This is a genomic window from Microbacterium sp. KR10-403, from assembly GCF_040196215.1.
GTDB lineage: Bacteria > Actinomycetota > Actinomycetes > Actinomycetales > Microbacteriaceae > Microbacterium.
Genome location: NZ_JBEGDC010000004.1, coordinates 1 through 24,568 on the forward strand (window position 1 = coordinate 1; position 24,568 = coordinate 24,568).

At 71.4% G+C, this 24,568-nt stretch carries 22 protein-coding genes and 1 rRNA gene; 10 read left to right on the forward strand and 13 right to left on the reverse strand.

Annotated features, from left to right (window positions below; genetic code table 11):
- From ABMQ42_RS09380 to ABMQ42_RS09395, 4 genes are all read right to left on the reverse strand, one after another.
- Positions 1–204: ribosomal RNA gene (locus tag ABMQ42_RS09380) — 16S ribosomal RNA — on the reverse strand; the annotation flags it as partial.
- 608 nt (positions 205–812) lie between these two features.
- Positions 813–3,080: a beta-glucosidase gene (locus ABMQ42_RS09385; RefSeq protein ID WP_349722722.1), complete on the reverse strand. Its 2,268-nt coding sequence runs from the start codon at positions 3,078–3,080 to the stop codon at positions 813–815.
- Positions 3,077–3,901 (reverse strand): phosphatase PAP2 family protein, encoded by an 825-nt coding sequence (locus ABMQ42_RS09390; protein WP_349722723.1) that lies wholly within the window; start codon positions 3,899–3,901, stop codon positions 3,077–3,079. Before ABMQ42_RS09390 ends, ABMQ42_RS09385 begins: the two co-directional genes overlap by 4 nt.
- A complete protein-coding gene (locus ABMQ42_RS09395) occupies positions 3,868–5,184 on the reverse strand; it encodes an MFS transporter (RefSeq protein WP_349722724.1) in 1,317 nt (438 codons plus the stop codon). Before ABMQ42_RS09395 ends, ABMQ42_RS09390 begins: the two co-directional genes overlap by 34 nt.
- Before the next feature lie 122 nt (positions 5,185–5,306).
- Here ABMQ42_RS09395 and ABMQ42_RS09400 point away from each other — a divergent pair, with 122 nt between their 5' ends.
- Together ABMQ42_RS09400 and ABMQ42_RS09405 are read left to right on the forward strand one after the other, a co-directional pair.
- Positions 5,307–5,951, forward strand: a complete 645-nt coding sequence (locus ABMQ42_RS09400; protein ID WP_349722725.1) for a TetR/AcrR family transcriptional regulator — start codon at positions 5,307–5,309, stop codon at positions 5,949–5,951.
- Entirely contained in the window at positions 5,944–7,446 is a 1,503-nt protein-coding gene (locus ABMQ42_RS09405) for a carboxylesterase/lipase family protein (protein WP_349722726.1), read from the forward strand. The genes ABMQ42_RS09400 and ABMQ42_RS09405 overlap by 8 nt, the downstream gene beginning before the upstream one ends.
- A gap of 151 nt (positions 7,447–7,597) precedes the next feature.
- Here the strand turns inward: ABMQ42_RS09405 and ABMQ42_RS09410 are convergent, their stop codons facing one another.
- From ABMQ42_RS09410 to lplAB, 4 genes are read right to left on the reverse strand one after another with little or no spacing between them, the layout of a single operon-like run.
- Positions 7,598–8,584 (reverse strand): LLM class F420-dependent oxidoreductase, encoded by a 987-nt coding sequence (locus ABMQ42_RS09410; protein WP_349722727.1) that lies wholly within the window; start codon positions 8,582–8,584, stop codon positions 7,598–7,600.
- A gap of 43 nt (positions 8,585–8,627) precedes the next feature.
- The gene (locus tag ABMQ42_RS09415; RefSeq protein WP_349722728.1) at positions 8,628–9,134 is read right to left on the reverse strand and encodes a hypothetical protein; all 507 of its coding nucleotides are present in this window, start codon (positions 9,132–9,134) and stop codon (positions 8,628–8,630) included.
- On the reverse strand, positions 9,131–10,258 hold the full coding sequence (locus ABMQ42_RS09420) for a DNA-methyltransferase (protein WP_502884662.1): 1,128 nt from the start codon (positions 10,256–10,258) through the stop codon (positions 9,131–9,133). The genes ABMQ42_RS09415 and ABMQ42_RS09420 overlap by 4 nt, the downstream gene beginning before the upstream one ends.
- Positions 10,237–11,286: a lipoate-protein ligase LplAB gene (gene lplAB, locus ABMQ42_RS09425; protein ID WP_349722729.1), complete on the reverse strand. Its 1,050-nt coding sequence runs from the start codon at positions 11,284–11,286 to the stop codon at positions 10,237–10,239. Before lplAB ends, ABMQ42_RS09420 begins: the two co-directional genes overlap by 22 nt.
- 187 nt (positions 11,287–11,473) lie before the next feature.
- Between lplAB and ABMQ42_RS09430 the strand changes: the two genes are divergently transcribed.
- On the forward strand, positions 11,474–13,165 hold the full coding sequence (locus ABMQ42_RS09430) for a DEAD/DEAH box helicase (protein ID WP_349723162.1): 1,692 nt from the start codon (positions 11,474–11,476) through the stop codon (positions 13,163–13,165).
- A gap of 144 nt (positions 13,166–13,309) precedes the next feature.
- Here ABMQ42_RS09430 and ABMQ42_RS09435 read toward each other — a convergent pair whose 3' ends face one another.
- Entirely contained in the window at positions 13,310–14,158 is an 849-nt protein-coding gene (locus ABMQ42_RS09435; RefSeq protein ID WP_349722730.1) for an alpha/beta fold hydrolase, read from the reverse strand.
- A 91-nt stretch (positions 14,159–14,249) separates the two neighbouring features.
- Here ABMQ42_RS09435 and ABMQ42_RS09440 point away from each other — a divergent pair, with 91 nt between their 5' ends.
- Genes ABMQ42_RS09440 through ABMQ42_RS09450 form a run of 3 tightly spaced genes read left to right on the forward strand, consistent with a single transcriptional unit; the run spans position 14,250 to position 17,081 of the window.
- Entirely contained in the window at positions 14,250–14,714 is a 465-nt protein-coding gene (locus ABMQ42_RS09440; RefSeq protein ID WP_349722731.1) for a MarR family winged helix-turn-helix transcriptional regulator, read from the forward strand.
- Between the two features lie 5 nt (positions 14,715–14,719).
- Positions 14,720–16,138, forward strand: coding sequence for an MFS transporter (locus ABMQ42_RS09445; RefSeq protein ID WP_349723163.1), 1,419 nt, complete (start codon positions 14,720–14,722; stop codon positions 16,136–16,138).
- A gap of 13 nt (positions 16,139–16,151) precedes the next feature.
- Positions 16,152–17,081, forward strand: coding sequence for an alpha/beta hydrolase fold domain-containing protein (locus ABMQ42_RS09450; RefSeq protein ID WP_349722732.1), 930 nt, complete (start codon positions 16,152–16,154; stop codon positions 17,079–17,081).
- Here ABMQ42_RS09450 and ABMQ42_RS09455 read toward each other — a convergent pair.
- Positions 17,074–18,180, reverse strand: a complete 1,107-nt coding sequence (locus ABMQ42_RS09455) for a glycerate kinase (RefSeq protein WP_349722733.1) — start codon at positions 18,178–18,180, stop codon at positions 17,074–17,076. The two genes, ABMQ42_RS09450 and ABMQ42_RS09455, sit on opposite strands and share 8 nt — an antisense overlap.
- On the reverse strand, positions 18,177–18,923 hold the full coding sequence (locus ABMQ42_RS09460; protein ID WP_349722734.1) for a FadR/GntR family transcriptional regulator: 747 nt from the start codon (positions 18,921–18,923) through the stop codon (positions 18,177–18,179). Before ABMQ42_RS09460 ends, ABMQ42_RS09455 begins: the two co-directional genes overlap by 4 nt.
- A gap of 72 nt (positions 18,924–18,995) precedes the next feature.
- On the opposite strand from ABMQ42_RS09460, the gene ABMQ42_RS09465 reads away from it, so the two are divergent.
- The 4 genes from ABMQ42_RS09465 to ABMQ42_RS09480 are packed head-to-tail and all read left to right on the forward strand — an operon-like array spanning position 18,996 to position 23,143.
- Entirely contained in the window at positions 18,996–19,790 is a 795-nt protein-coding gene (locus tag ABMQ42_RS09465; protein ID WP_349722735.1) for a sugar phosphate isomerase/epimerase family protein, read from the forward strand.
- Positions 19,787–20,641 carry a phosphogluconate dehydrogenase C-terminal domain-containing protein gene (locus ABMQ42_RS09470; RefSeq protein ID WP_349722736.1) on the forward strand — a complete coding sequence of 285 codons (855 nt, stop codon included), beginning with the start codon at positions 19,787–19,789 and terminating at the stop codon, positions 20,639–20,641. The genes ABMQ42_RS09465 and ABMQ42_RS09470 overlap by 4 nt, the downstream gene beginning before the upstream one ends.
- A 9-nt stretch (positions 20,642–20,650) precedes the next feature.
- Positions 20,651–21,412 (forward strand): SDR family NAD(P)-dependent oxidoreductase, encoded by a 762-nt coding sequence (locus ABMQ42_RS09475; RefSeq protein WP_349722737.1) that lies wholly within the window; start codon positions 20,651–20,653, stop codon positions 21,410–21,412.
- A 12-nt stretch (positions 21,413–21,424) separates the two neighbouring features.
- Positions 21,425–23,143, forward strand: a complete 1,719-nt coding sequence (locus ABMQ42_RS09480; protein ID WP_349722738.1) for a D-apionate lactonase family protein — start codon at positions 21,425–21,427, stop codon at positions 23,141–23,143.
- An 81-nt stretch (positions 23,144–23,224) separates the two neighbouring features.
- Here the strand turns inward: ABMQ42_RS09480 and ABMQ42_RS09485 are convergent, their stop codons facing one another.
- The gene (locus tag ABMQ42_RS09485) at positions 23,225–24,259 is read right to left on the reverse strand and encodes a fumarylacetoacetate hydrolase family protein (protein ID WP_349722739.1); all 1,035 of its coding nucleotides are present in this window, start codon (positions 24,257–24,259) and stop codon (positions 23,225–23,227) included.
- Positions 24,256–24,552: a putative quinol monooxygenase gene (locus tag ABMQ42_RS09490; protein WP_349722740.1), complete on the reverse strand. Its 297-nt coding sequence runs from the start codon at positions 24,550–24,552 to the stop codon at positions 24,256–24,258. The genes ABMQ42_RS09485 and ABMQ42_RS09490 overlap by 4 nt, the downstream gene beginning before the upstream one ends.
- Between the last annotated feature and the right edge of the window lie 16 nt (positions 24,553–24,568).

The window sequence follows — 24,568 nt, forward strand, 5'->3', positions numbered from 1 at the left end:
CAACAACAGACCATGCGGCCATTGCTCATATCCAGTATTAGACGCCGTTTCCAGCGCTTATCCCAGAGTCCGGGGCAGGTTGCTCACGTGTTACTCACCCGTTCGCCACTAATCCACCCAGCAAGCTAGGCTTCATCGTTCGACTTGCATGTGTTAAGCACGCCGCCAGCGTTCATCCTGAGCCAGGATCAAACTCTCCGTAAAAAACGAATGCCACAACCACACCGGGAAAACGGTGAACGATCGCAGCGAGTTCAATCATGACCAAAAACGAATGTCACTGACATCCATATAATTGATCCAAAGGAATCTCCCCCAGCCCGAAGGCCAGGACGAGGTTATTTGGCATTTGACAAGTGCACGCTGTTGAGTTCTCAAGGATCGGACGCACCCACAACCCGGCCAACCAAGACCATCGCGCAGGGCAACTTCACAATCATACCCAACTCGTTCGTTTCTGCAAATCGAAGCGGGCCGGACCCGGAGGTCGTGGCATCCACTCCCGATCGCCGATCGAGATGGGAACTCCCCCGCGGCCCTCTGAAGAGGTCCTGAGGTGGGAGGTGGTTCGCTGCTTGAGGGGGCGGAGGCCTTCCGGCCGCTTCGCTCTTCCCTTTGGGGCGAACAAGTAATACTTTACGCACGGATCGGCGGTTCCACCAAATCCGAGCGGCCTTTTCGTGCATCCCGGGCGCGTCGCGCCGAGGCCCGTCCCGCTCGCGCTGACGAGCATGCCTGATCACCCGCCGAATCGGGCCGCCGAGGACCCCGGAGGGGCGATGCGTGCGTGCGCATCGCCCCTCCGGTCGGTGTCACTGACGTGCGGAGTTCGCCAGGGCGATGAGGCCGTCGATCTGCTCTTGGGTGACCCCGCCGATGCCGAATCCGGCGATGCGCCCGACGGGGAACGACGCCATCATCTTCTGCATGCCGTCCTCGTCGGCCATCATGCTCGCGCCCGCGGCGTCGCCGCCGGCTCCGCCCAGCATCCCGGCGATCGCCTGCTGCACGATGGGGCCCGCCACCGGGTCGGCCATCAGGTCGCCGACCGATGACTCCATCGTCAGCGGCAGGTTCACGGCATCCCCGTCGACCGTCACGGAGGTGGTCGAGCGGATGTCGCGACTCGATGCCGCGACATCCACCGTGTACGCGCCGCCCTCGACGATCCAGCGGTCCACCCGCACGTCCCAGTAGGCCAGGTCGGCCCGGCGCACCGTCAGGCGCACGTCCTGCGTCTGTCCCGCGGCGATCTCCACCGAGGCGAACGCCTTGAGCTCCCGCGGCGCGCGCTCGACGGCCGAGGCGCCCAGCGACACGTAGACCTGCACGACCTCGCGGCCGCTCACCGCGCCGGTGTTGGTCACCGGCACCGTGACGACCACGTCACCCGACGCGTCCACGGCGGCCGCGGCATCCCCGTACGCGAACGTCGTGTACGACAGTCCGTGCCCGAACGGATACGCGACCTCGAGACCGCGTGCGTCGTACCAGCGGTAGCCGACGAGGAGTCCTTCCCCGTAACGCACGTGCCCGAACTCGCCGGGGAAGTTGCCGTACGACGGATTGTCCTCCAGGCGCAGCGGGATGGTCTCGGTGAGCTTCCCGGACGGGTTGACGTCGCCGAACAGCACGTCTGCGGTCGCGGATCCGCCGGCCTGGCCGAGGAGCCAGCCCTCGACGATCGCCGGAACGCGATCGCGGAACGGCAGCGCGACGACCGAGCCGTTGGAGAGCACGACGACGGTGTTCGGGTTGGCCTCGAGCACGGCGTCCAGCAGCTCGAGCTGCACGCCCGGCAGATCGATGTGCTCGCGGTCGTATCCCTCCGACTCCGCGGACGGCGGCAGGCCGAGGAACGCGACGACGACGTCGGCGGCGGATGCCGCGGCCACGGCCTCGTCACGCAGCGCCGCGGCGTCGCCCTCCTCACCGAGCGGGAACCCGGCGGCGTACGCGACGTCGGCGGTCGCGGCATCCCGGATCGCATCCAGCGCGGTGTCGAGGCGCGTCGGGTTGATCAGCGACGACCCCGCGCCCTGGTATCGCGGCGTCTGCGCGAACGCGCCGACGACCGCGATCTTCGCATCGCGGCGCAGCGGCAGCGCTCCGCCCTCGTTGCGCAGCAGCACCATCGAGCGCCCCGCGACCTCACGCGCCAGCGCATGATGGGCGTCGACGTCGAGCGGGCCGTCGACCGCCGGACGCGCCTGCGCCTTGCGCACCAGGTCGAGCACGCGGCCCGCCGCGAGGTCGAGCGCCTTCTCGTCGAGCGTGCCGTCGTGCACCGCGGCCACCAGCTGCGCATCGGTACCGCCGCCGCTGCCCGGCATCTCGAGGTCGAGGCCGGCCGGCAGCCCCTTCACGCGGTCGTTGACGGCACCCCAGTCGCTGACGACGAGACCGTCGTAGCCCCATTCGTCCCGCAGCACCTGCGTGAGCAGCCACGGGTCCTCCGAGGCGTAGACGCCGTTGATCCGGTTGTACGAGCACATCACCGTCCACGGCTGCGCGTCCTCGACCACGCGCTCGAAACCGCGCAGGTAGATCTCGCGCAGCGGCCGCGGGTCGACGTCGCTCGACGCGCGCATGCGGTCGAACTCCTGGTTGTTGGCGGCGAAGTGCTTCAGCGACGAGCCGACGCCCTGCGACTGGATGCCGCGCACGAGACCGGCGCCCATGACACCGGCGACGATCGGGTCCTCGGAGAAGTACTCGAAGTTGCGCCCGCACAGCGGCGAGCGCTTGATGTTGATGCCGGGGCCGAGGATGACCGCGACGTCTTCGATCGCCGACTCGATGCCGAGCGCCTCGCCGACGCGCTCGGCGAGCTCCGGGTCGAACGACGCGCCGAGACCGACCGCGGGCGGGAAGCAGGTGGCCGGAACGCTGTCGGCGATGCCCAGGTGATCGGTGGCGCCGGCCTGCTTGCGCAGCCCGTGCGGCCCGTCGGTGAGCATGATCGACGGGATGCCGGCATCCGACACCGCCTTGGTGGTCCAGAAGTCCGCACCCGAGGTGAGCGACGCCTTCTGCTCGAGGGTCAGGCCGGTGGTGTCGGCGGGGAGCGTGTCTGTCATGGTGTCGCCTTTCGTTTCGTGGACAGAGTCGGTTCCGGCGCCGCGGACGGCGCCGAGGTGCGCGCGCCGTCGGACGACGCGCGCAGGAACGGGAGCGGGCGAACGTGGTCACGGTGCAGCAAGGGCCAGAACGCCCACCACATCAGCAGTGCGGCGGCGACGCCGGTGAGGAGCCCGGTGAGCGTGTCGGAGAGCCAGTGCGCGTTGACGAGCGTGCGCTGCCAGACCATGCCGACCATGAGCAGCGCCCCGATCACCCACCACACCCGCCGCGCGAGCGTGCGGGAGGGCGGAATCAGCGCCGCCACGCTCACGGCGAGCGCCGCGGCGCTGATGGAGTGCCCGGACGGGAACGAGCCGTGGTCGACGGAGAACAGCGGCCCGAACAACCCGAGCGTCGGATCGGCGGCGGGGCGGGGCCGGTCGACGAGGTTCTTCATCGCCTGCGAGAGAAGGCCGGGGCCGAACGCCGTGACGCTCACGAAGAACAGCGCGGACCGCCAGCGGCCGACCGCGACGAGCGCGAGCGGGAGCACGACCACCGTGACGATCACCCCGGGCAGCTCGCCGAGCTGCTGGAAGAACATCGGCACGAACCAGGTGTACGCACCGCTGTCGGGGCCGACGCCGACGACGGCGCGCCAGGCGTCGTCGAGCGGCTGCGTGAACGGCGCCGACGGATCCGGCGCGATCGCGATGCCCATGGCGACGAACACGGCGAGCAGCCCGAGCGCCCACCACAGCATCGCCGCGGGTCGCGGAGACGGGCGAGGGGATGCCGCAGCCGTCACTTCGTCGCCTTGATCGGCAGGACGGCGCATGCGCCGAGGATACCGAGCACGATCGCCACCGGGAAGAGCCCGGCGTACCCGAAGATCAGCACGATCGCACTGGCTACGCCCGGCGCGAGGGTCTGCGGCAGGGTCGCCGCGATGTTCACGACGCCGAGGTCCTTCGCGAACGACTGGGCCGAGGGCAGCACCTCGCTGATCAGGGCCTGGTCGACCGCCTGGAACATGCCGAAACCGAAGCTGACGACGATCGTCATGATGATCCACGCGGCGAGGTCCTGCCAGAACCACGGCACGAGGAGCGCCAGCGACATGACGATCGCCGACGCGAAGACGAAGGGCTTGCGGCGACCGACCCGGTCGGAGAGCGGCCCGCCGATGAGCGTGGTGATGAGCAGGCCGACCATGCCCAGGAGGCTCAGCACCGGGATGATCGTCTCGGGCTCGGCGACGTGGAAGTAGTCGCGCAGCAGGTACAGCTGGTACCCGATCACGAGGAAGTATCCCGTGTAGAGCAGCAGCCGGCCGGTGAACGCCCAGAAGAAGTCGGGGTGGGCGATCGGATTGATCCAGAAGGTGCGCAGGAAGTCGCCGAGGCGGAACGGTTCGTTGCGGATGCCGCTGCTCGAGTGGTCGGGATTCGCGAGCACGAACAGCCCGAGGATCGCGACCGCGAAGACCGCGAACAGGATGTATCCGACCGCGATGCTGTGGAAGAGCAGCGACCCGAGGATCGAACCGCCGAGCGAGCCGACCATGAGCCCGATTCCCGACAGCGCCGCGAACGTGCCGCGGCGGCGGACGGCGACGCGGTCGGGCATGACCGCCGACAGCGGTCCCTGCGCGAAGTTGAAGCTCACCTGCACGCACACCCAGGCGATCGCGATCCCGACGATCGAGTTCGCGAACGCGAGTCCGATGAGCGACAGCGCGCCCGCCAGCGCCCCGATGACGATCCACGGAGCGCGTCGGCCGAATCGGGACCGCGTGCGGTCCGAGATCTGGCCCGCCAGCGGCTGGGCGATCATGGCGGCGAACGCGCCGACCGTCAGGACGATGCCGAGGGCTGCGACATCGGCCTTGTCGACGCTGCCGACGAGGTTCGTGATCTGCTGCGGCAGCAGGATGCCGGGCACCGCGCCCCAGACCATGAAGATGCCGAGGTTGGCCGGGATGATCCAGACCATCAGCCGGCGCAGGCCCTTGATCGGCTCGGGCGGGTCGACGGTGCCCGTTGCGGTGGCGATGAAGGTGTTCTCGGTGATCGGCGCGCCGGCGACAACCGGGGAGTGCGGATCTGACGGCATTGTCATGGGGGGTCCTGTCGGGTGAGGGAACGCTCGACGATGAGCACCGTGCGCGACTGCGCGTGGTGCAGAAACCATATGCCATTTGGTTTTGATAAATCAAGTGCTGTTCGGTTTATCGTGAGGACATGTCGAAGACCGGAGAGGGACGCCGGGGTTCCTATGCCAAGGGCGTCGCCAAACGCGAGGAGATCCTCACCCGCGCGCTGGAGGTGATCGCCCGCGAGGGGTACCACGGCGCGTCGGTGAAGGAACTGGCCGCCGCCGTGGGCCTCAGCCAGGCCGGCCTGCTCCACTACTTCGATTCGAAGGAAGAGCTGTTCACCGAGATCCTGCGCAAGCGCGACGAGATCGACACCTCCGCGTTCGGCGGGATCGACGCGGTCCCCGACGACGTCGACGAGGTGCGCGCGGGCTACCTGCACGTCATCCGCCACAACAGCGAGGTCCCCGGCGTCGTCGAGCTGTTCTCGCGACTGAGCGCGGAGGCCGCCGACCCGCAGCATCCCGCCCACCGCTTCTTCCTCGAACGGAACGCGGCACTGCGCACGGTGTTCGCGCGGGTGCTGCTGCAGGCGCAGGAGGCCGGCCGCATCACCGCTGCGATCGATCCCGACACCCTCGCCCGCATCGTGCAGGCCGTCGCGGACGGACTTCAGCTGCAGTGGATGCTGGAGCCCGACATCGACATGGCCGGTATCGTCGACGCCCTGTTCCGAGCGCTGGGCGACGAGACCGCCGGCAGGGAGACAGGAGACGACGACGATGACTGACGCACCCGCGGTGGCCGCGGCATCCACCCCCACCGACGCACCCGTCGTGGAGACGGCATCCGGGCCGGTACGAGGTCTGCGGCGCGACGGATCGGCCGCGTTCCTGGGCATCCCGTTCGCGCAGGCACCCGTGGGCCCGCTGCGCTTCGCCGCGCCCGTGCCGCCGGAGCCGTGGACCGAGGTGCGCGACGCGGTCGAATACGGGGCGACCGCCCAGCGCGGCGACCCCGGCGTGACGCTGATCCCCGAGCCGTCGGTGCCCGGCGACGCGACGCTGAACGTCAACGTGTTCACGCCTGCGCCGGGGCGGGATGCCGCGCTGCCGGTGCTCGTCTGGATCCACGGAGGAGGCTTCACCGCCGGCTCGCCCGCCAGCCCCTGGTACGACGGCGCCGCGTTCAACCGCGACGGCGTCGTGACGGTGAGCCTGTCCTACCGGCTCGGCTTCGACGGGTTCGGCCTGATCGACGGCGCCGTCTCGAACCGCGGCGTGCGCGACTGGCTCGCGGGACTGGAATGGGTGCAGCGGAACATCGCGGCGTTCGGCGGCGACCCGTCGCGGGTCACCCTGGCCGGGCAGTCGGCCGGCGGCGGCGCGGTGCTGACACTGCTCGGGATGCCGCAGGCACAGCATCTCTTCCACGCGGTGTGGGCGCTCTCGCCCGCGCTCACCAACGTCTCGATCGCGCGGGCCGGCACGCTGTCGGCCAAGCTCGCGCGGCTCGCCGGAGTGCCCGCGACGCGTGACGGCTTCGCGTCGGTGGACGAGGGGCGGCTGCTCGCGCTGCGCGAGGAAGCCGAGAAGCCGGCGTCGGGCGATCCTCTCGACGGCATCCGCGACATGCTCGCCGAGGGACTGGCATGGGGGCCGATGCTCGACGGCGAGCTTCTCGAGCGTCCCACGCTGGAGGCTCTGGCGGCGGGAGTGGGTGCGGACAAGCCGCTCGTCATCGGCACCACCGATGACGAGTTCACGATGGCGACCGACGGGATGAAGGGCAAGCTGCGGCTGGTGCCCGCCGGCGTCGCACTGAGTCGGCTCGGCATGGGCGGCGCCCGACGCGCCCGCTATCTGGCGGCGAACCGCGCACAGCGGGCGAAGGGCACCGCCGCCGTGGTCGGCCGCTACGTGACCGACACCGTGTTCCGCGCGCCGGTCGTGCGCGTCGCCCGGGCGCGCGCCGCGGCGCCGACCTGGGTGTACCGGTTCGTGTGGGTGTCGCGCTCGATCGGGTGGGCGTGCCACTGCCTCGACGTGCCGTTCTGGTGGGACTGTCTCGACTCCCCCGTGGGGATCGAGCACCTGGTCGGGACCGGAGCGCCCCCGGCACTGGCAGACGCACTGCACGCGGCGGCCGTGTCGTTCGTGCGCACCGGCGAGGCCGGGTGGCCGACCTGGTCGCAGCGCGCCGGAGCCACGCGCGTGTTCGGCGCCGGACCCTCGGAGCGCGACGTCGTCGCCGACGGGTACGCGTCGGCCGGGCCGCTGGTCTGAGGGCCGGCGACCTCGCGAGGTCGCGCCACATCGCGCGAGATCGCACAGAATCGCGCGAGGTCGCACAGAATCTCGCGAGGTCGCGCTGGGCGAGGCGTGCGACCTCGCGAGAAAGCGTGCGACCTCGCGAGAAAGCGTGCGACCTCGCGGGTCAGGCGAGGGCGGGGATGACCTCGCGCTCGAACAGTTCCCAGCCGGAGAGGTCGTACGCCAGCTCCGGGAAGTAGTGGATGCTGTAGCCCATGCCGTGCGCGGCATATTCGCCGAGCCGCTCGATGACCTGCTCGGGCGTGCCGAAGGCGGGCGAGTTCAGATACTCCCGCTCGGCCTGGTCCGCGCGCTCCTGGCCCAGGTGCGGCAGCAGCCGCGCCTTGACGGCGGCCAGACGCTCCTTCGCCTCGGCCTCGGTCGGCGCGACGATCGTGTTGAAGTTCGACGACCGCACGATCTCGGCCTGATCGCGGCCGAGGGTGTCGCAGTGGTGCCGCAGCGCGGCATCCTTCCTGTCCCACTCCTCGAGCGAACCCGAGAAGTTCGTGTACGAGGCGTACTGCGCGGCGATCTTCAAGGTCACCTTCTCGCCGCCGCCGGCGATCCAGATGGGCACGCCGCCGGCCTGCACGGGCAGCGGCTGCACGATCGCGCCGTCGACCTGGTACTCGCGGCCGTCGAGCGTCGCGGTGCCGGTCGTCCATGCCTGGTGCATGATGTCGACGCCCTCGCGCAGCATCCGCAGCCGCTGCGGAACCTCAGGGAAGCCGTAGCCGTACGCGCGCCACTCGTGCTCGTACCATCCGCCGCCGATGCCCATCTCGAGCCGCCCGTTCGACACGTGGTCCACGGTCGAGGCGACCTTGGCGAGGTAGGCCGGGTTGCGATACCCCATGCAGCTGCACATCTGACCGAGCCGGATGCGCGAGGTGCTCGCGGCGAAGGCGGCCATGAGCGTCCATGCCTCGTGGGTGGCCTCCTGGCTCGGCACCGGCGTGGTGTGGAAGTGGTCGTAGACCCACAGCGATTCCCACGGCCCGGTGTCGGCGCGCTGCGCGAGCGCGTGCATGGTGTTCCAGTGGTCGGCCGGGTCGATGCCGACGAGGTCGAAGCGCCAGCCCTGGGGGAGGAAGGTTCCGAATCGCATGCGTTCAGCCTAGGGGGGATGCCGCCCCGCGCCGTGCGCCGCGTCAGTCGGCGTCGGCCCGCCGCCGTTCGAGGGCACGGGCCACTGCCGCGAAGACGAGGCCCGCCACCAGGGTGACCACGGCGCCGACGAGTCCGGCGAACGTCGCGCCGTTCAGCGGCCCCGCCGAGCCCGCGGTCGCGATCGAGATGCCCGCAACGACGGCGGGCAGCGTCGCCACGACGATCGTCGCCAGCAGCGCCGCGGACCGGAACCAGGGCGTCGCGCCGCGCCGGCGCAGCGCGATCACGCCGCAGACGGCGGCGGCCACGACGCCGACGAACAGGACCGCGATCATCGCCGTCGCCCAGCCCGCGACGAACGCCGTCGAGACACCGCCGCCCGGGGCGCACAGCGACGACGCCGCCACGGCGTGCGCGGCATCCACGCATCCGGCCGCCGCCACCACTCCCCCGAGGACGATCGCGACGATGACCGGGAGGATGAACGTCGCGAGCAGGACGACCCAGCCCGTGCGCAGAAACGGGATGCGGGGCAGACGGGCGGTCACGGGCGCTCCTTCGGGGCGTGGACGACGGCCTGCGGCATCCGCGCCGACATCACGGCGATCGCGTCGGGATTGTCGTCGACGAGCACGGCATGGCGGCCGAGGGACGCGGCGACCGCGCCGGTGGTGCCGCTGCCGGCGAACAGGTCGAGCACCCGGTCGCCGGGCCGACTGGAGGCCTGCACGATGCGGCGCAGGATCCCCTCGGGCTTCTGCGTCGGGTAGCCCGTCTTCTCCCGCCCCGCCGTCGGCACGATCGTGTGCCACCAGACGTCGGTGGGCAGCTTGCCGCGCGCCGCCTTCTCGGGCGTGACCAGCCCCGGGGCCATGTACGGCTCGCGGTCGACGGCCGCCGAATCGAACCAGTAGCGCTGCGGGTCCTTCACGTACACGAGGATCGTCTCGTGCTTGCTGGGCCAGCGCTTGCGCGTCTTGGCGCCGTAGTCGTACGCCCAGACGATCTCGTTGAGGAAGCACTCGCGCCCGAACAGCGCGTCCATCATCACCTTCGCGTAGTGCACCTCGCGGAAGTCGAGGTGCAGGTACAGCGTGCCGTCGTCGGCGAGCAGCCGCCACGACTCGCGCAGCCGCGGCTCGAGGAAGCCCCAGTAGTCGTCGAAGCGGTCGTCGAAGGCGAGCAGGTCGCCGCGCAGCCGTGCGTACTCGCGGCCGTGGAAGCCGCGGCGGATCATCGGCTCGGGCTCGCCGGCATCCCCCTCCGCCTCCGCGATGTCCGCCGCGCCGTCGGCGCGCTGCATGTGCCGCTGAGAGTGCAGCGGGTGGACGAGAGGTAGGGAACCAACCGCTTCTTCGTCCACCCGCTGCACTCTCACCGTTTCGGAGGGAGCGGCGGCCGTCTCCTGCGCGAGGTCGAGGGCGGGGGCGGATGCCGCGGTGCGGGCCGTCTCGACGGCGCGCGTGCGCACGCGGCCCGTGTTGAACGGCGGGTCGAGGTACACGAGCGTGAACGCGGCGTCGGGCAGGGTCGCCGCGACCGCGAGGTTGTCGCCGTGGTGGATCTCGACCGAGCCGGCGCCCGGGTCCATCTCGGGCGGCGGATCGGTGTCGAGCGAGAAGAGCGGCGGGCCCGCGGCATCCACTCCGCTCACGGGACCCGGTGCAGCCACGCGTCGGTCGCGAACTTCGTGCGCACGAGCTCTTCGGCCTCGGCGTACTCCTCGTCGGTGATGTGCCCCGCGGTCGCGCCGTACAGATTCGTGAACGTGTCGATGAACCGCTCGATGATGGCCTCGCGCGGAAGCCCGGTCTGGCTGCGCAGCGGGTCGACGCGCTTGGCGGCCGAGACCGTGCCCTTGTCGCTGAGCTTCTCGCGCCCGATGCGCAGCACCTCGGTCATGACCTGGCCGTCGAGGTCGTAGCTGAGCGTGGCGTGGTGCAGCACTCCCCCGTTGGCGAGGCGCTTCTGCGCGGCGCCGCCGATCTTGCCGCTGGGGCCGGTGATGTCGTTGAGCGGCTGGTACTCGGCGTCGATGCCGAGCGAGCGCAGCGCCTGCAGCACCCAATCGTCGAGGAACGCGTACGAGTCGGCGAACGTCATGCCCGCCACGAGCGACGCCGGCACGTACAGCGAGTAGGTCACGATCGAGTTGGCACCCATCATCATGGCGCCGCCGCCGGAGATCCGCCGCACCACGTCGAAGCCGTGCGCGCGCGCGCCCTCGGGATCGACCTCGTTGCGCAGCGACTGGAACGACCCGATCACCACGGCGGACTCGTCCCACTCCCACATGCGCAGCGTCGGGTTGCGGCGCCCGTCGCCCACACGCGTGGTGAGCACCTCGTCGAGGGCGAGGTTCAGGCGGGGCGAGACGGGCTTGTCGTGCACGACCTCCCAGTCGAAGTCCTTCCACCCCGGCGCGACGATGAGCGCGCGGCGCACGGCCGTGCCGACGGCCTCGGGCGTGAAGCCGAGGAGCGTCGCCCCCTCGGGAAGCGCAGCCCGCACGGCCGCGGCGATCGCGGTGGTGTCGGCGGTGTCGGGCAGGCCGTTCACGGCCGCGTCGATGTCGGCGAGCGCGTCGTCGGGTTCGAGGAAGAAGTCGCCCGCGAGGTGGAAGTCGGCGATGCGCCCGCCCCGCACCTCGAGGTCGACGACGACGAGCTTGCCGCCCGGAACCTTGTACTCACCGTGCATGCTCCCAGCCTAGGACCGGTAGGGTGGATGCCGCGGCCGAGGCCGCTGCGTCGTCGATGCGCTCTTGCGGCCCGGGCCCCGCCCGCCGCGATTCTTCTTCGAACGGCGATCCCGTGCAGTTCTGCACACGCGCCGTCCGGCGCCGCCACCCGATCCGCGCACCGCTCGCGTGCGCCCACCCGAAAGCATCTCTGTGACCTCCTTCCTCTCGCTCGGCGTGCCCGAGCCCCTCGCCGCCGTCCTGTCCGCCGACGGCAAGACCGAGGCCTTCGCTATCCAGCGCGACACGCTGCCCGACTCGCTCGCCGGCCGCGACGTGCTCGGCCGCGGCCGCACCGGCAGCGGCAAGACCATCGCGTTCGCGCTGCCCCTCGTGGCGCGGTTGGCCTCTTCCGGCACCGCGACCCGTCCCGCGCGTCCGCGCGGCCTCGTGCTCGCGCCGACCCGGGAGCTCGCGACCCAGATCGCCGCGACCGTGAAGCCCCTGGCCGACGCCGTGGGGCTCTCGGTCACCACCATCTTCGGCGGCGTGAGCCAGAAGCCGCAGGAGCAGGCCCTGCGCCGCGGCATCGACATCGTCGTGGCGTGCCCCGGCCGGCTCGAAGACCTGCAGAAGCAGGGCGTCGTCGACCTGGGCGCCGTCGAGATCGCCGTGCTCGACGAGGCCGACCACATGGCCGACCTGGGCTTCCTGCCCGGCGTCACCCGCATCCTCGCCTCGACGCCGGAGCGCGGGCAGCGCCTGCTGTTCAGCGCGACCCTCGACCGCGGGGTCGACAAGCTGGTCAAGCGCTTCCTCCACGACGCCGTCTCGCACTCCGTCGACGAGTCGTCGGTGCCGCAGGGCGTCATGACGCACCGGGTCTTCCTGGTGCCGGACGGCGGCGCGAAGACCGAGCTCGTGCGGCACCTGGCCTCGGGCCGCGGGCGCCGCATCATGTTCACGCGCACCAAGCACCAGGCCAAGCGCCTGGCCAAGCAGCTGACCGCGTCGGGCATCCCGGCCGTCGACCTGCAGGGCAACCTGTCGCAGAACGCACGCGAGCGCAATCTCGCCGCGTTCGGCGCGGACCCCGAGGCCGGCGGCGTGCGCGTGCTGGTGGCGACGGATGTCGCCGCCCGCGGCGTGCACGTCGACGACGTCGAGCTGGTCGTGCACGTCGACCCGCCGGTCGAGCACAAGGCGTATCTGCACCGCTCGGGCCGCACCGCCCGCGCCGGCGCCGAGGGCGTCGTCGTCACGGTCGCGCTCGACGAGCAGCGCCGCGACGTCGTCGACCTGCTGCGCAGCGCGAAGCTGAAGGTGCCGTTCGAGTCGGTCGCAGCCAGCGATGACACCGTGTCGGCGCTCGTCGGCGAGCCCGCACCCCATGTGAAGCCGGCGCCGGTCGCAGCGCCCGCACAGGGCGGCGGCGGGCGCGGTCCGCGCGGCGGGCGCGGCGGCGGCCAGGGGGGTCGCGGCGCGCAGTCCGGCCGCGGCGGCGCCTCGGCCGGTGCCGATCGGCGCGCCCGGACGGGTGCCTCGAACGCCTCACGTCTTGATGACCGTGCGACATCAACCGGTGAGGGCCGGCAGAAGGGTGCGCGCGCCGACGCGACGCAGGGCGGCCAGCGCAACGGCGGCCAGCGCAACGGCGGCCAGCCCAACGGCGGCCAGCGCGGCAACGGCCAGCAGGCGGGCGCGCAGCGCACCGGCGCACAGCACCAGGGCGCGCCGCGCAAGAACGGCCAGCGTGGCGGCGGGCAGCACGGTCAGTCCGGGCACAGCCCCGCGCCGCAGAGCGGCCGCACGGCCTCGGGCACGCCGACCATCGGCGCGACCGTTGGCAGCCTGCACTCGCGCGGCCCGCGCCGCGCGTCGCGCCCGGCCGGCCGCTGACCCGCGTTCGTCTCGCAGGACGATCGCGCACCGCGCGCCCAGCACACCGGGTGACGCGCCCGGGATCGCGAGAACGTCCTGCGAGATGAACGCCGCGCGAGCGGCATCGAGCCGCAGCAGCGACAGCGGCCGCGGCATCCCCCGCTATCCGCGCGCGGGGAAGCGAGCGTCGAGCCATGCGAGCACGTCGGCGCGCACGTCTTCCTGGCACAGCTCCTTGAACAGTTCGTGCCGCGCGTCGGGGTACACCAGCGTCGTGACGTCGGTGAAGCCCGAGCGGTGGCGGTAGGCATCGGCGAGCTTGTGCACGCTGCGCGGCCCGCCCACCGGATCGTCGCGGCCCACGATGAGCAGGGTCGGGATGTCGCGGCCCGGGTTCTTGCGCGGGCGGCCGAACAGGCGCGCCGCGTCGAGCGGGCCGAACAGCCGCAGCAGCGGCACCTCGACCGTGAGCGGATCGTTGTGGAAGTCGATCGCCACCTGCGGGTCACTGGAGAGCCATTCGAGGCCCGTGGCGTCCTTCGCCTTCCACCGCGCGTTGAGGTCGCCGGCATTCAGCGAGCCGGGCAGCCGCAGCGCCGATCCCGAGAGGATCATGGCGTCGTAGGCGTCGGGATGCCGGTTCACGAGGATCTGCGTGAGGAACGACCCCCACGAGTGCCCGAGGATCACCAGCGGCAGGTCGGGGTTCTCCGCGCGGATGATCTCGCTCAGCTGCCAGCAGGCGGCCACGGCGGCCTGATGCCCGCCCCGCCCCAGGTGCCCCAGCCGCTTGGCGTCTCCGTGCTGTTTCATCCCGGTGCGGCCGTGGCCGCGATGGTCGTCGGCGTACACGATGTAACCGTCGTCGGTCAGCGCCTCGATGAGGTCGCCGTATCGGCCGGCATGCTCGCCGACGCCGTGCAGCAGCTGGACGACGGCGCGGGCCGTCCCGCGGGCGGGATGCACGTCGTAGACGATGGCGACGCCGTGCGCATCGATGAACTCGGGCATGTGGGGAGCCTACCGGCACGGGTGATGTGCGCGCCGCTCGGTCGCGTCGCTATTTACTTAGCGAGGCTAATAAGCTATGCTAACTATTCGTATGGCGCACGAGACGAAGACCCCGACTGACGAAGACACCCCCACCGAAGAGGATGCCGCGACCGCCCGCGACCTGCGCATGGCGACGTTCCGGCTCAGCAGGCGCCTGCGCTCGGAGCGCGCGCTCGACACGATGAGCGACGGCCAGTTCTCCGTGCTCTACACGCTGAAGGCATCCGGCCCCCACACGCTCGGCGAGCTCGCCGACCACGAGCGGGTCACCGCCCCCTCGATGAACCGCACGGTCAACTGCCTCGAGGAGTCGGGGTGGATCACCCGCACCCCCGACGAGACCGACCGGCGCAAGGTCAACATCGAGATCACCGACGACGGCCGGTCCCTCGTGACCGAGGCGCTGCAGCGCCGCGACCGCTGGCTGGCCGCCGCGATGGGCGACCTCACCGCCCGGCAGCGCCGGACGCTGGCCGCCGCCGCCGCGATCATGAGCGAGGTGGCCGCCCGATGAAGGCCATGTTCCGCTCCCTCGGCCTGTTCAACTACCGGGTCTGGTTCATCGGCGCGCTGATCTCGAACATCGGCGGGTGGATGCAGTCCACCGCGCAGGACTGGGTCGTGCTCACCGAGCTCACGAACAACGACGCGACCGCCATGGGCGTCACGATGGCGCTGCAGTTCGGTCCGCCCCTCGTCCTGGTGAGCTTCACCGGCTGGGTCGCCGACCACTTCGACAGACGCAAGCTGCTGATGTGCACGCAGACGGCACTGGGCCTGCTCGCGATCACGGTCGGCGTGCTGCTGCTCACGCATGTCATGACGCTGCCGCTCATGTGGATGTTCGCCGGGCTCTTCGGCGTCGCGAACGCGTTCGACTCCCCCGCCCGCCAGGCGTTCGTCTCCGACGTCGTCTCGCGCGAGAACGCCGCCAACGCCGTGGCGCTGAACTCGGCATCCTTCAACACCGCCCGCCTGATCGGACCCGCCGTCGGCGGCATCATGATCGTGCTCGTGGGCACCGGCTGGATGTTCCTCATCAACGCCGCCACCTTCATCGCGATGCTCGTCGCCCTGTCGATGATGCGCAAGGACGAGCTCGAGCCGCGGGTGAAGGCGACGGATGCCACGCGTCTGGCCGACGGCTTCCGCTACGTCGCGCGCCGCAAGGACCTGCTGGTGCTGTTCGTCATGGTGTTCCTCATCGGCGCGTTCGGCATGAACTTCCCGATCTTCGCCTCGACGATGGCGCTGGAGTTCGGCCGCGACGCCGACGGCTACGGCGCGCTCAGCTCGATGCTCGCGATCGGCTCGCTCGCCGGCGCGCTCATGGCTGCGCGCCGCGACCGGGCCCGCATCCGCGTCGTGATCGTGGCCACCGGCGGCTTCGGCATCGCCTCGATCATCTCGTCGTTCATGCCCGAGTACTGGATGTACGCACTCGTGGTGGTCTTCGTCGGCTTCACGACGGTCTCGATGCTCACGACGGCCAACGGCTATGTGCAGACCACGACCGACGCGCAGCTGCGGGGGCGCGTGCTGGCGCTGTACATGGCGGTCATCATGGGGTCCACGCCCATCGGCGCCCCGATCGTCGGATGGGTCGCGACGGCCTTCGGGCCGCGCACCGCCATCCAGGTCGGAGCGGTCGCGGGCCTTGTGGCGTGCGCGATCGGCGCCACGTGGCTGATCACGTCCGGACGTCTGCATCGCAGCGAGACCAGCAGGTTCGCGCTGACCCTCGACGAGACGCGGCCGATCCAGGTGGTCGAGCCGAAGATCCCCGAGGAGTTCAGCGACGAGATCGCCCAGACGACGCCGATCACGCTGCCGCGCGGACACGACGTGGACGATGCGGTGGATGCCGCGGCCCGCGTCGAGCGGGGCGTCGAGCGCGGCGTGCAGCCGGGCGTCGAGCGCGGCGCGGGACGCCCGTGAGCCGGAGCGGCGGATGCTGACGCCGGCCGACCTCATGGTGCGGGCCGCAGCCTGGTACGTGGGCCGACGCGGTGAGCCCGTCGACGCGCGCACCGACATCGACACCGCGTCTCTGAAGCGCCGCTTCGCGCACCTGAAGCCGGTCGAGGTCACCGACCTGACCGTCGCGGGCCCGCACGGCCCGGTGCCTGTGCGGTTGTACCGCGACCCGGCGCAGAGCGCCCACAACGCCTTCGTCTGGGTGCACGGCGGGGCGTTCTTCGGCGGAACCCTCGACATGCCCGAGTCGAACTGGGTCGGGCTGGAGCTGGCCGCGCACGGCATCCCGACCCTCTCCGTCGACTACCACAAAGCGCTGCACGGCGTGAAGCACCCGATCCCGCTCGACGACGTGCAGGCGGCGTGGGAGCACGCGACCGCACACGCGGACGAGCTGTTCGGCACCGCGCGCGTGCACCTCGGCGGTGCGAGCGCGGGCGGCGCCCTGATCGCCGGAGTGGCTCTGCGCCTGCGCGATGCGAAGAGGCCGCTGCCGGCATCCCTTGTCCTGGCGTATCCGTTCCTGCATCCCGACCTGCCGCCCAACACGGCCGAGACCATCGCGCGCATGGACGACATGCCGGCGCGGCTGCGGTTCCGCCCGCCGGTCGTGCACGCGCTGGCGAAGCACTACGCGCGGGCGGCGGGGCTGCACGACCCGTATGCCTTCGCGGGCATCGCCGACGACCTCAGCGGCCTGCCACCCACCTACATCCTCGTGGCCGCGATCGACGACCTGCGCTCGTCGGGCGACCAGTTCGCGCTGCAGCTGCGCGACGCGGGCGTGCGCGTCGAGCTGTTCGCCGAGCGCAGCGCCACGCACGGACACCTCAACCACCCCGAGGCGAACTCCGCGCAGCGCAGCCTGACGCGCATCCGGGCGTGGATCGACGCTTTCAGCTGAAGCGCCGGGCGAGCCGGCGCCCGGCCTCGCGCAGCCAGCGCGCAGGGTCGGCGAGCGCCGCATTCTCGCTGCCGGCCAGCTCGCTGAGGGAGAGGGACGCCGCGAAGCCCGCGGTGTCGGCATCGGGTGCGATCCGTCCGGCGACCAGCACGACGGGGACCCCCGACGCCCCCGCGACGGCCGCGACGTGCGCGGGCGCCTTGCCCGCGGCCGACTGACCGTCGTACGACCCCTCGCCGGTGATGATGAGGGATGCCGCGGCCGCGGCCTCGGCCAGCCCGACGAGTCCGGCGACCTCGGCGGCGCCCGAGACCAGCTGTGCGCCCCATGCCTGCAGGGCGAAGCCGGTGCCGCCCGCAGCCCCGGCCCCCAGGGCATCCGCATCGGCATCCGGAAGGGCGGCGGCCAGTGCCCGCGCCCAGTGCCGCAGCGCGGCATCCGCCCCCTCGATGTCATCGGGGGCGAGCCCCTTCTGCGGGCCGAACACCGTCGCCGCGCCGCGCGGCCCCCGCAGCGGGTTGGTGACGTCCGACAGGACGAGCGCTCCGCCGCGCGGCGGCGTCCGCAGTCCGCTCACGTCGACCGTGCCGACGCCGTCAAGACCCCGCAGCCCGTCGCCGCCGGCGAACCGTGCGCCCAGGGCGCGCAGCATGCCGGCGCCGCCGTCGGTCGACGCACTCGAGCCGATGCCCAGTACAAGCCGGTCGACGCCGTGATCGAGCGCCGCGGCGATCGCCTGCCCGAAGCCGCGGGTGTGCGCGTCGAGGGGCAGACGCCGGTCGCCGAGCAGCTCGATGCCGCTCGTGGAGGCCAGTTCGACGACGCCGGTGCCGCCCGGTGCGTCGGGGGTCGGCGGCAGCAGCATCCAGTCCGCTTCCGTCTCACGGCTGTCGGGGCCGGTGACGACGATCGGCATGCGCTGCGCACCCGGCACAGCGGCGCCGAAGGCGTCGAGTGTGCCCTCGCCGCCGTCGGCCATCGGACGGGTCGCGATCCGGGCGGCCGGGTCGACGTCGCGCCAGCCGTCGGCGAGCGCCGCACAGGCGGCGGCCGCCGTGATCGAGCCCTTGAAACTGTCGGAGGCGAGGAGGATGCTCACTCGGCGACCTGCGCCGCAGAGTCCAGCAGCCGCGCCGAGGCGGTCGCCATGTGCACGGCCATGGCCGAGGCCGCGGCGTCTCCGTCCGCGGCACGTACGGCCGCCAGCACGGCCTCGTGCTCGGCCAGCGCACGCTCCGCCTGTGCGCGGTCGTGGACTGCCCGGTCGGCGTACACCTGCAGGAGCGACCGGATCACGTGCAGATGGTCGGTGAGCATGTCGTTGCCCGCTGCCTCGGCGAGCGCGTGGTGGAAGTCCAGATCGGCGCGCGCGAACGCCGCGAGGTCGTCGATCTTCGCGCGCATGCGCGCCACGCTCTTCTCGAGGCGGACGAATGTCGCCTCATCGGCACGCGCCGCGGCGAGCCGTGCGACGTAGATCTCGAGCCCTTCGCGCAGTTCGAGAAGCTGCGCGGTGTTCCGCTCGCCGATGAGCAGACCCCATCGCAGCGTCTGCGGCAGCAGCTCGCTCGCGGTGCCGCGCAGATAGGTGCCCGACCCGGGCCGGACGTCGACGATCCCCAGGATCTCGAGCGCCGCGAGCGCCTCGCGCACGGCCGACCGGCCGACGCCGAGGGTTGCGGCCAGCTGGCGCTCGGGGGGCAATCGGGTGCCCGGCGTCAGCGACCCGCCGGTGAACAGATCGAGCAGTCGACGTGCGACCTCCGACACGGGGGTGCCAGATGGGAGCGTGCCGAGCGCCGCCGTGATGTCGTCGACGGAATCAGCGCGGAAGGCGGGCATGACAGCAAAGATACCCGGCGCCGACGCGGAATGGGGCTTGCAATTGGTCAACCGGTTTGTCAGAATCGGGACATGATCGGCCTCGGCACCTATGCCTTCTTCTGGCAGCACTCCCCCCGTGCGCCGCGACCGCTCACGCTCGTCGGCGCCTTCGAGGCCACCCGCGCACTCGGCGTGGAGCTGTTCCAGATCTGTGACTACGCACCGCTCGAGCAGATGGGCGACGCGGAGATCCGGGATGCCGCGGCCGCCGCCCGAGCACTCGGGCTGACCGTGCAGCTGGGCACGAAGGGGATCGCGCCGGCCCATCTCGAGCACTTCCTGCGACTCGCCGAGGTCTTCGACGCGACGCTCATCCGCTCGATGCTGCACGGTCCCGACACGCATCCTTCCCTCACTCAGGCCGAGGGACAGCTGCGATCCGTGCTGCCGCGATTCACGGCATCCGGCGTCGCACTCGCCCTCGAGACGTACGAGCAGGTGGCCACCGACGACCTGGCCGGGCTCGTCGAGCGCATCGACAGCCCCGCACTCGGGATCTGCCTCGACCCCGCCAACGTCGTCGCCCGGCTGGAGAACCCGCGCGACTGCGTGGAACGCGCCGCGGCCCGCACGCTGAACGTGCACGCGAAGGACTTCTCGTTCACCCGCGAGTCCGGCTGGGTGGGGTTCCGCTACAGCGGAGCGCGCCTGGGCACCGGGCTGCACGACCACCGGCACCTGCGGGCTCGGGTACGGCCGGAGGAGCGGGGCGTCGACGAGATCGTCGAGCACTGGCTGAACTGGCAGGGCGACATCGAGACCACCATCCGGGCCGAGCGGGAGTGGACCCGCTCAGCCATCGAGTATCTGAGGAGCACCCCATGAGCACCACCCACAGGATCGCCGTCGTCGGTGCGGGCGGGAAGATGGGCATGCGCGTGTCCGACAACCTCGCACGCACCGATCACATCGTCCGGTACGTGGAGAACTCCCCCGCGGGACGGACACGCACCCTCGATGCCGGCCGCACGCTCACCGACGCCGCCGAGGCGGTCGCAGACGCCGACATCGTCGTGCTGGCCGTGCCCGACCTCGCCCTGCAAGCCGTCACCGCCGAGCTGGTGCCGCAGATGAAGGCCGGTGCCGTCGCCCTGACCCTCGACCCGGCCGCCGCCTATGCGGGACTGCTGACCGACCGCGACGATGTGGTGCGGGCGGTCGCCCATCCGTGCCACCCGTCGATCTTCCTGCAGCGCACCACGCCGGCCGAGTACGCCGACACCTTCGGGGGCATCGCCGCGCCGCAGGACGCCATCGCCGCGGTCGAGAGCGACGACCCCGCCGTGAGAGCACTCGTCGAGGAGACCGTCCGCGCCATCTACGCACCGGTCATCGACGTGCACTTCGTCACCATCAAGCAGCTCGCCCAGCTCGAGCCCACCCTCGTCGAGACCGTCGCCTGCATGATCGGGGCGCTGCTGAACGAGGCGCTCGACGAGGCGATCCACACGATGGGCGTGTCGGAGGCCGCGGCCCGCAGCATCCTCTACGGACACACCCAGGTCGCCCTGGCCAACGGGCTGCGCGGTGACAATCCCTTCAGCGACGCGTGCCTGATCGCCATGGACTACGGACGCGAGAGCATCATCAAGGAGGACTGGAAGAAGATCTTCCGCGACGACGAGCTCGACAGGAACCTCGCGCGGATGCTGCACCTCGAGAAGATCGAGCGATAGGAGCGGGTGATGGGACGACTGGATGGCAAGACCGCGCTGATCACGGGGTCCGGGTCGGGCATCGGCCGCGGTGTGGCCGAGCGCTTCGCCCGGGAGGGCGCCCGGGTCATCGTCGCCGACCGCGACGCGGATGCCGCCCGGCTGGTCGCCGACGCGCTCGGGGACGCCGCACGCGCGGTCACCGTCGACATCTCCGACGAGGCGTCGGTCGAGGCGGCGTTCTCGGAGTCCGCGGCCGCGGGATGGCTGCCCGACGTGGTCGTCGCCAACGCCGGCGTGCAGCTGTTCGGCCGCGATGCGAAGATCGCCGACCTCGACCTGGCCGCGTGGAACGCGACGATCGGGGTGAACCTGACCGGCACGTTCTTGACCGTCAAGCACGCGATCCGGACGATGCTGGCGGCCGGAATCGGCGGCTCGATCGTCCTCACCGGCAGCCCGACCGCATTCGGCGGGACCGAGGGCGCCGCGTTCACGGCGTACAGCACATCGAAGGCGGGCATCCACGCGCTGGCGCGGTTCGCGGCCGCAGCCTATGCCGACCGGGGCATCCGCGTGAACGTGGTGGTGCCCGCGTACACCGAGACGGGCCTGGTCTCGACCATCACCGAGAACGCCGCCGATCGCGCCGCGATCATCGGGCGCATCCCGCTCGGCCGCGCCGGAGCTCCGTCCGACGTCGAGGGCGCGATGACGTTCCTCGCCTCCGACGATGCGGCATTCGCCACCGGCGCACTGCTCGCCGTCGACGGCGGCATGTCGACGCTCTGACCGGGGTGTGACGTGGACTGGTGGCAGCCCGACCGCAGCTGGCGCGCCGGCGAGTGGACGCTGCGGCTGCGCGGCGACGAGCTCGCCGACATCGCCTTCGCCGGGCGACCGGTGCTGCGCAGCATCCGCGCGGTGGCGCGCGACCACGACTGGAACACCGCCGACCTCGTCGTGGACGGCATCGGCGAGGATGCGGGCGCACTGACCCTGCAGGTCCGCGCGAGCGGCGCGGTCACCGGACTGTCGGGGACCGTGCGGGTCGCGGCATCCGGCCGCACCCTGACCGTGGAGCTCGACCTCGCCGTCGCCGCCGACCTCGACACGAACCGCACCGGGCTCGTCGTGCTGCATCCCGCCCACCTCGCCGGCGCCCGGCTCCGCGTGCGCCACGCCGACGGGTCGCACGAGGACACCCGGTTCCCCGCGGCGATCAGCCCGCACCAGCCGGTCTTCGACATCACCGCACTGTCTTGGCACGCCGCCGGGCTCGGCGTCGGGGCGACGTTCACCGGCGACGTGTTCGAGATGGAGGACCAGCGCAACTGGACCGACGCCTCGTACAAGACCTACAGCCGTCCGTTGGCGCTGCCGTTCCCCTACCGACTCGGCGCCGGCACGCGCGTGCGCCAGCGGATCGAGGTGCGAGCCGGACGAGACGGGGACGACGCGGGCGACGCGGGCGGAGAGGATGCGGAGGCCGCGGCGATCGTGCTGGCCGCGGCCGGCCCGTTCCCCGAGATCGCGCTCGGCGCCGCCACGGCGCCCGCACCGGCGCCGCGCGTCGAGCCGGTCGGGCAGGCGGTGCTCGTCGAGCTCGACCTCGCCGCCCCGAACTGGCCCGCCGCCCTCGACCGGGCCGCGACCTCCGGACTGCCGCTGGACGTGCGGCTGGTGGCCCGCGACACGCACTCGCTCGACGCGGCCGCACAGGCGCTGCGTGGGCGGAGCGTCGCCCGCGTCGCGGCGTTCGGTGCGGACGGCGAGGCCGCGCACGTGTCGGATGCCGCTCTGGTCGCTGCGCTGCGCGTAGCGCTCGGCCGAGCCGGGGTCGTCACCGCGGTGATCGGGGGTGCCCGGTCGCACTTCACCGAGCTCAATCGCGAACACCACCGTCTGCCCGAGGGGCTGGACGGCATCACGTTCAGCGTCACCGGGCTGTTCCACAGCACGAGCACCGAGCAGCTGGTCGAGTCGCTGGCGATGCAGCGCCTCGTCGCGATCCAGGCCGTCGGCCTCGCCGGCGACACACCTGTGCACATCGGCCCGGTGACCCTCCGGCCGCGGTTCAACAACGTGGCGACGACTCCGGTGCCGGGCCCCGATGGGGGCGATCTGCGCAACGGCTACGGCGCCGCCTTCACCGGTGCGGATGACCCGAGACAGCGCGCGCCCGAGCTGGCGGCGTGGACGATCGCGAGCGCCGCGGCCCTCGCCGTGCCGGGCGTGGCATCGCTCACGTTCTTCGAGGAGTGGGGGCCCCGCGGCATCCGCTCCTCCGGCGGCGAAGATCTGCCGGTCGCCACGGCGGTGCGCGCCCTGGCCGCACGGCACGGAGGCAGGCTGCTGTGCGGCGACTCCCCTGACGGGCTCGTGTGGGCGATCGGTGCGGATGACACCGTGCTCGTCGCCAACCTGGACCGGCGCGACCGGCGCGTCGAACTCGAGTCGCCCGACGGCGGGCGTGTGCTCGTGGAGGTCACGGCCGGTTCGTGGCGTCGGATCGGCCTCTAGCCCGTCGTCGACGCCCGTGCGATGAACTCGATCGACCGGACCCACAGAGTTCGACGGTCCGATGCACTCGTCCCGCGCACGTCATCTGCGCTGCGCGGGCGGCTTCCCCTCTCCGCCTGCGACGACGCGATTGCGGAGAGTGCCGATGCCCTCGACGGTCAGCTCGACGAGATCCCCGGATTCGAGCCAGCGGTCCTGCTCGGCGCCCGAGCCGTCGCCGACAGTCCCGGATCCGAACACCTCACCCGCGCGCAATGGTTCGCCCTGCGATGCGTAGGCGATCATCTGCTCGAACCGCCAGTGCATGTCTGCGGATGTTCCCTCCGTCCACGTCTGCCCGTTGACGGTCGCCGTCATCGCGAGTTCGTAGGGGTCGCGAACCTCGTCGGCGGTCACCACGACAGGTCCGAGCACGTGCGCGGCGTGGAAGTCCTTCCCCTTGGCCGGCCCGAGTCCGACCGTCATCTCGAGGGCCTGCACGGCGCGAGCCGAGAAGTCGTCGTACACCGTGTAGCCGAAGACGAGCCGGCCCGCCTCGTCCTCCGACACGTCGGTCGCGTCCGCGGCCAGGATCGCCGCGAACTCGAACTCGAGGTCGAGCCGATCGGCATACGCCGGGAAGGCGATGTCCTGCCGATGCGCGCCGATGGCGGCGGTGTTGGCCTTGTAGTAGACGGGACGCCGGTACCACTCCTCCGGGATCTCCCGTCCCAGCCTCGGGAACACGTTGATGAGGTGCTTCTCGAACGCCATGAAGTCGCGCAGCATGGGCGGTTCGGTGATCGCCGGCAGAACGACGATGTCGGCCGTCTCATACCGCGTGGGCGCCCCGAAGGCATCATGTTCGACACCTTCGACAGTCACGGCTTCGACCCCGCGCTCCGCGAGCTCACGCGTGTGGCTGCCACCCTGGATGAAGGCGAGCATCGTGTCCGGCGCGAGGACCGGGGCCAGAGCGCGGAGGCCGGCGGCCGATACACCGTCACGGGCGAGCACCACACGACCCGCGGCGCTCAGATCGACGATCACACCGTCATCGGCGCTCCCTTCGACGAGCGCCCCGAGATGGCGTGATCGTCCGTGGGGCGACGACGTGCCGAACTGCAGGAGCTTCATGCGACCGCCCGACGGAACAGCTCCCGCTCGCGCCGCACCAGGACGGGCACGATCACGCCCTCGATGATCTCCTGGAAGTGCGGTGTCTCACGGTGCGCGATGACCGCGTCGTCGTCCTCGTAGACCTCGTAGAGGCAGAACAGGTTCGGGTCATCGACGGCGACGTTAGCGTTGTAGAGCAGGCACGCGGGTTCGTCCGCGCGCACGGCCTCGGCCATGCGGCGCAGCGCGTTCTCGACGAGTTCCGCCTTGCCCGGCTGGACCTGGTAGCGGGCGATGAGTGTCGTTGCCATGGGGAAGATGCCTTTC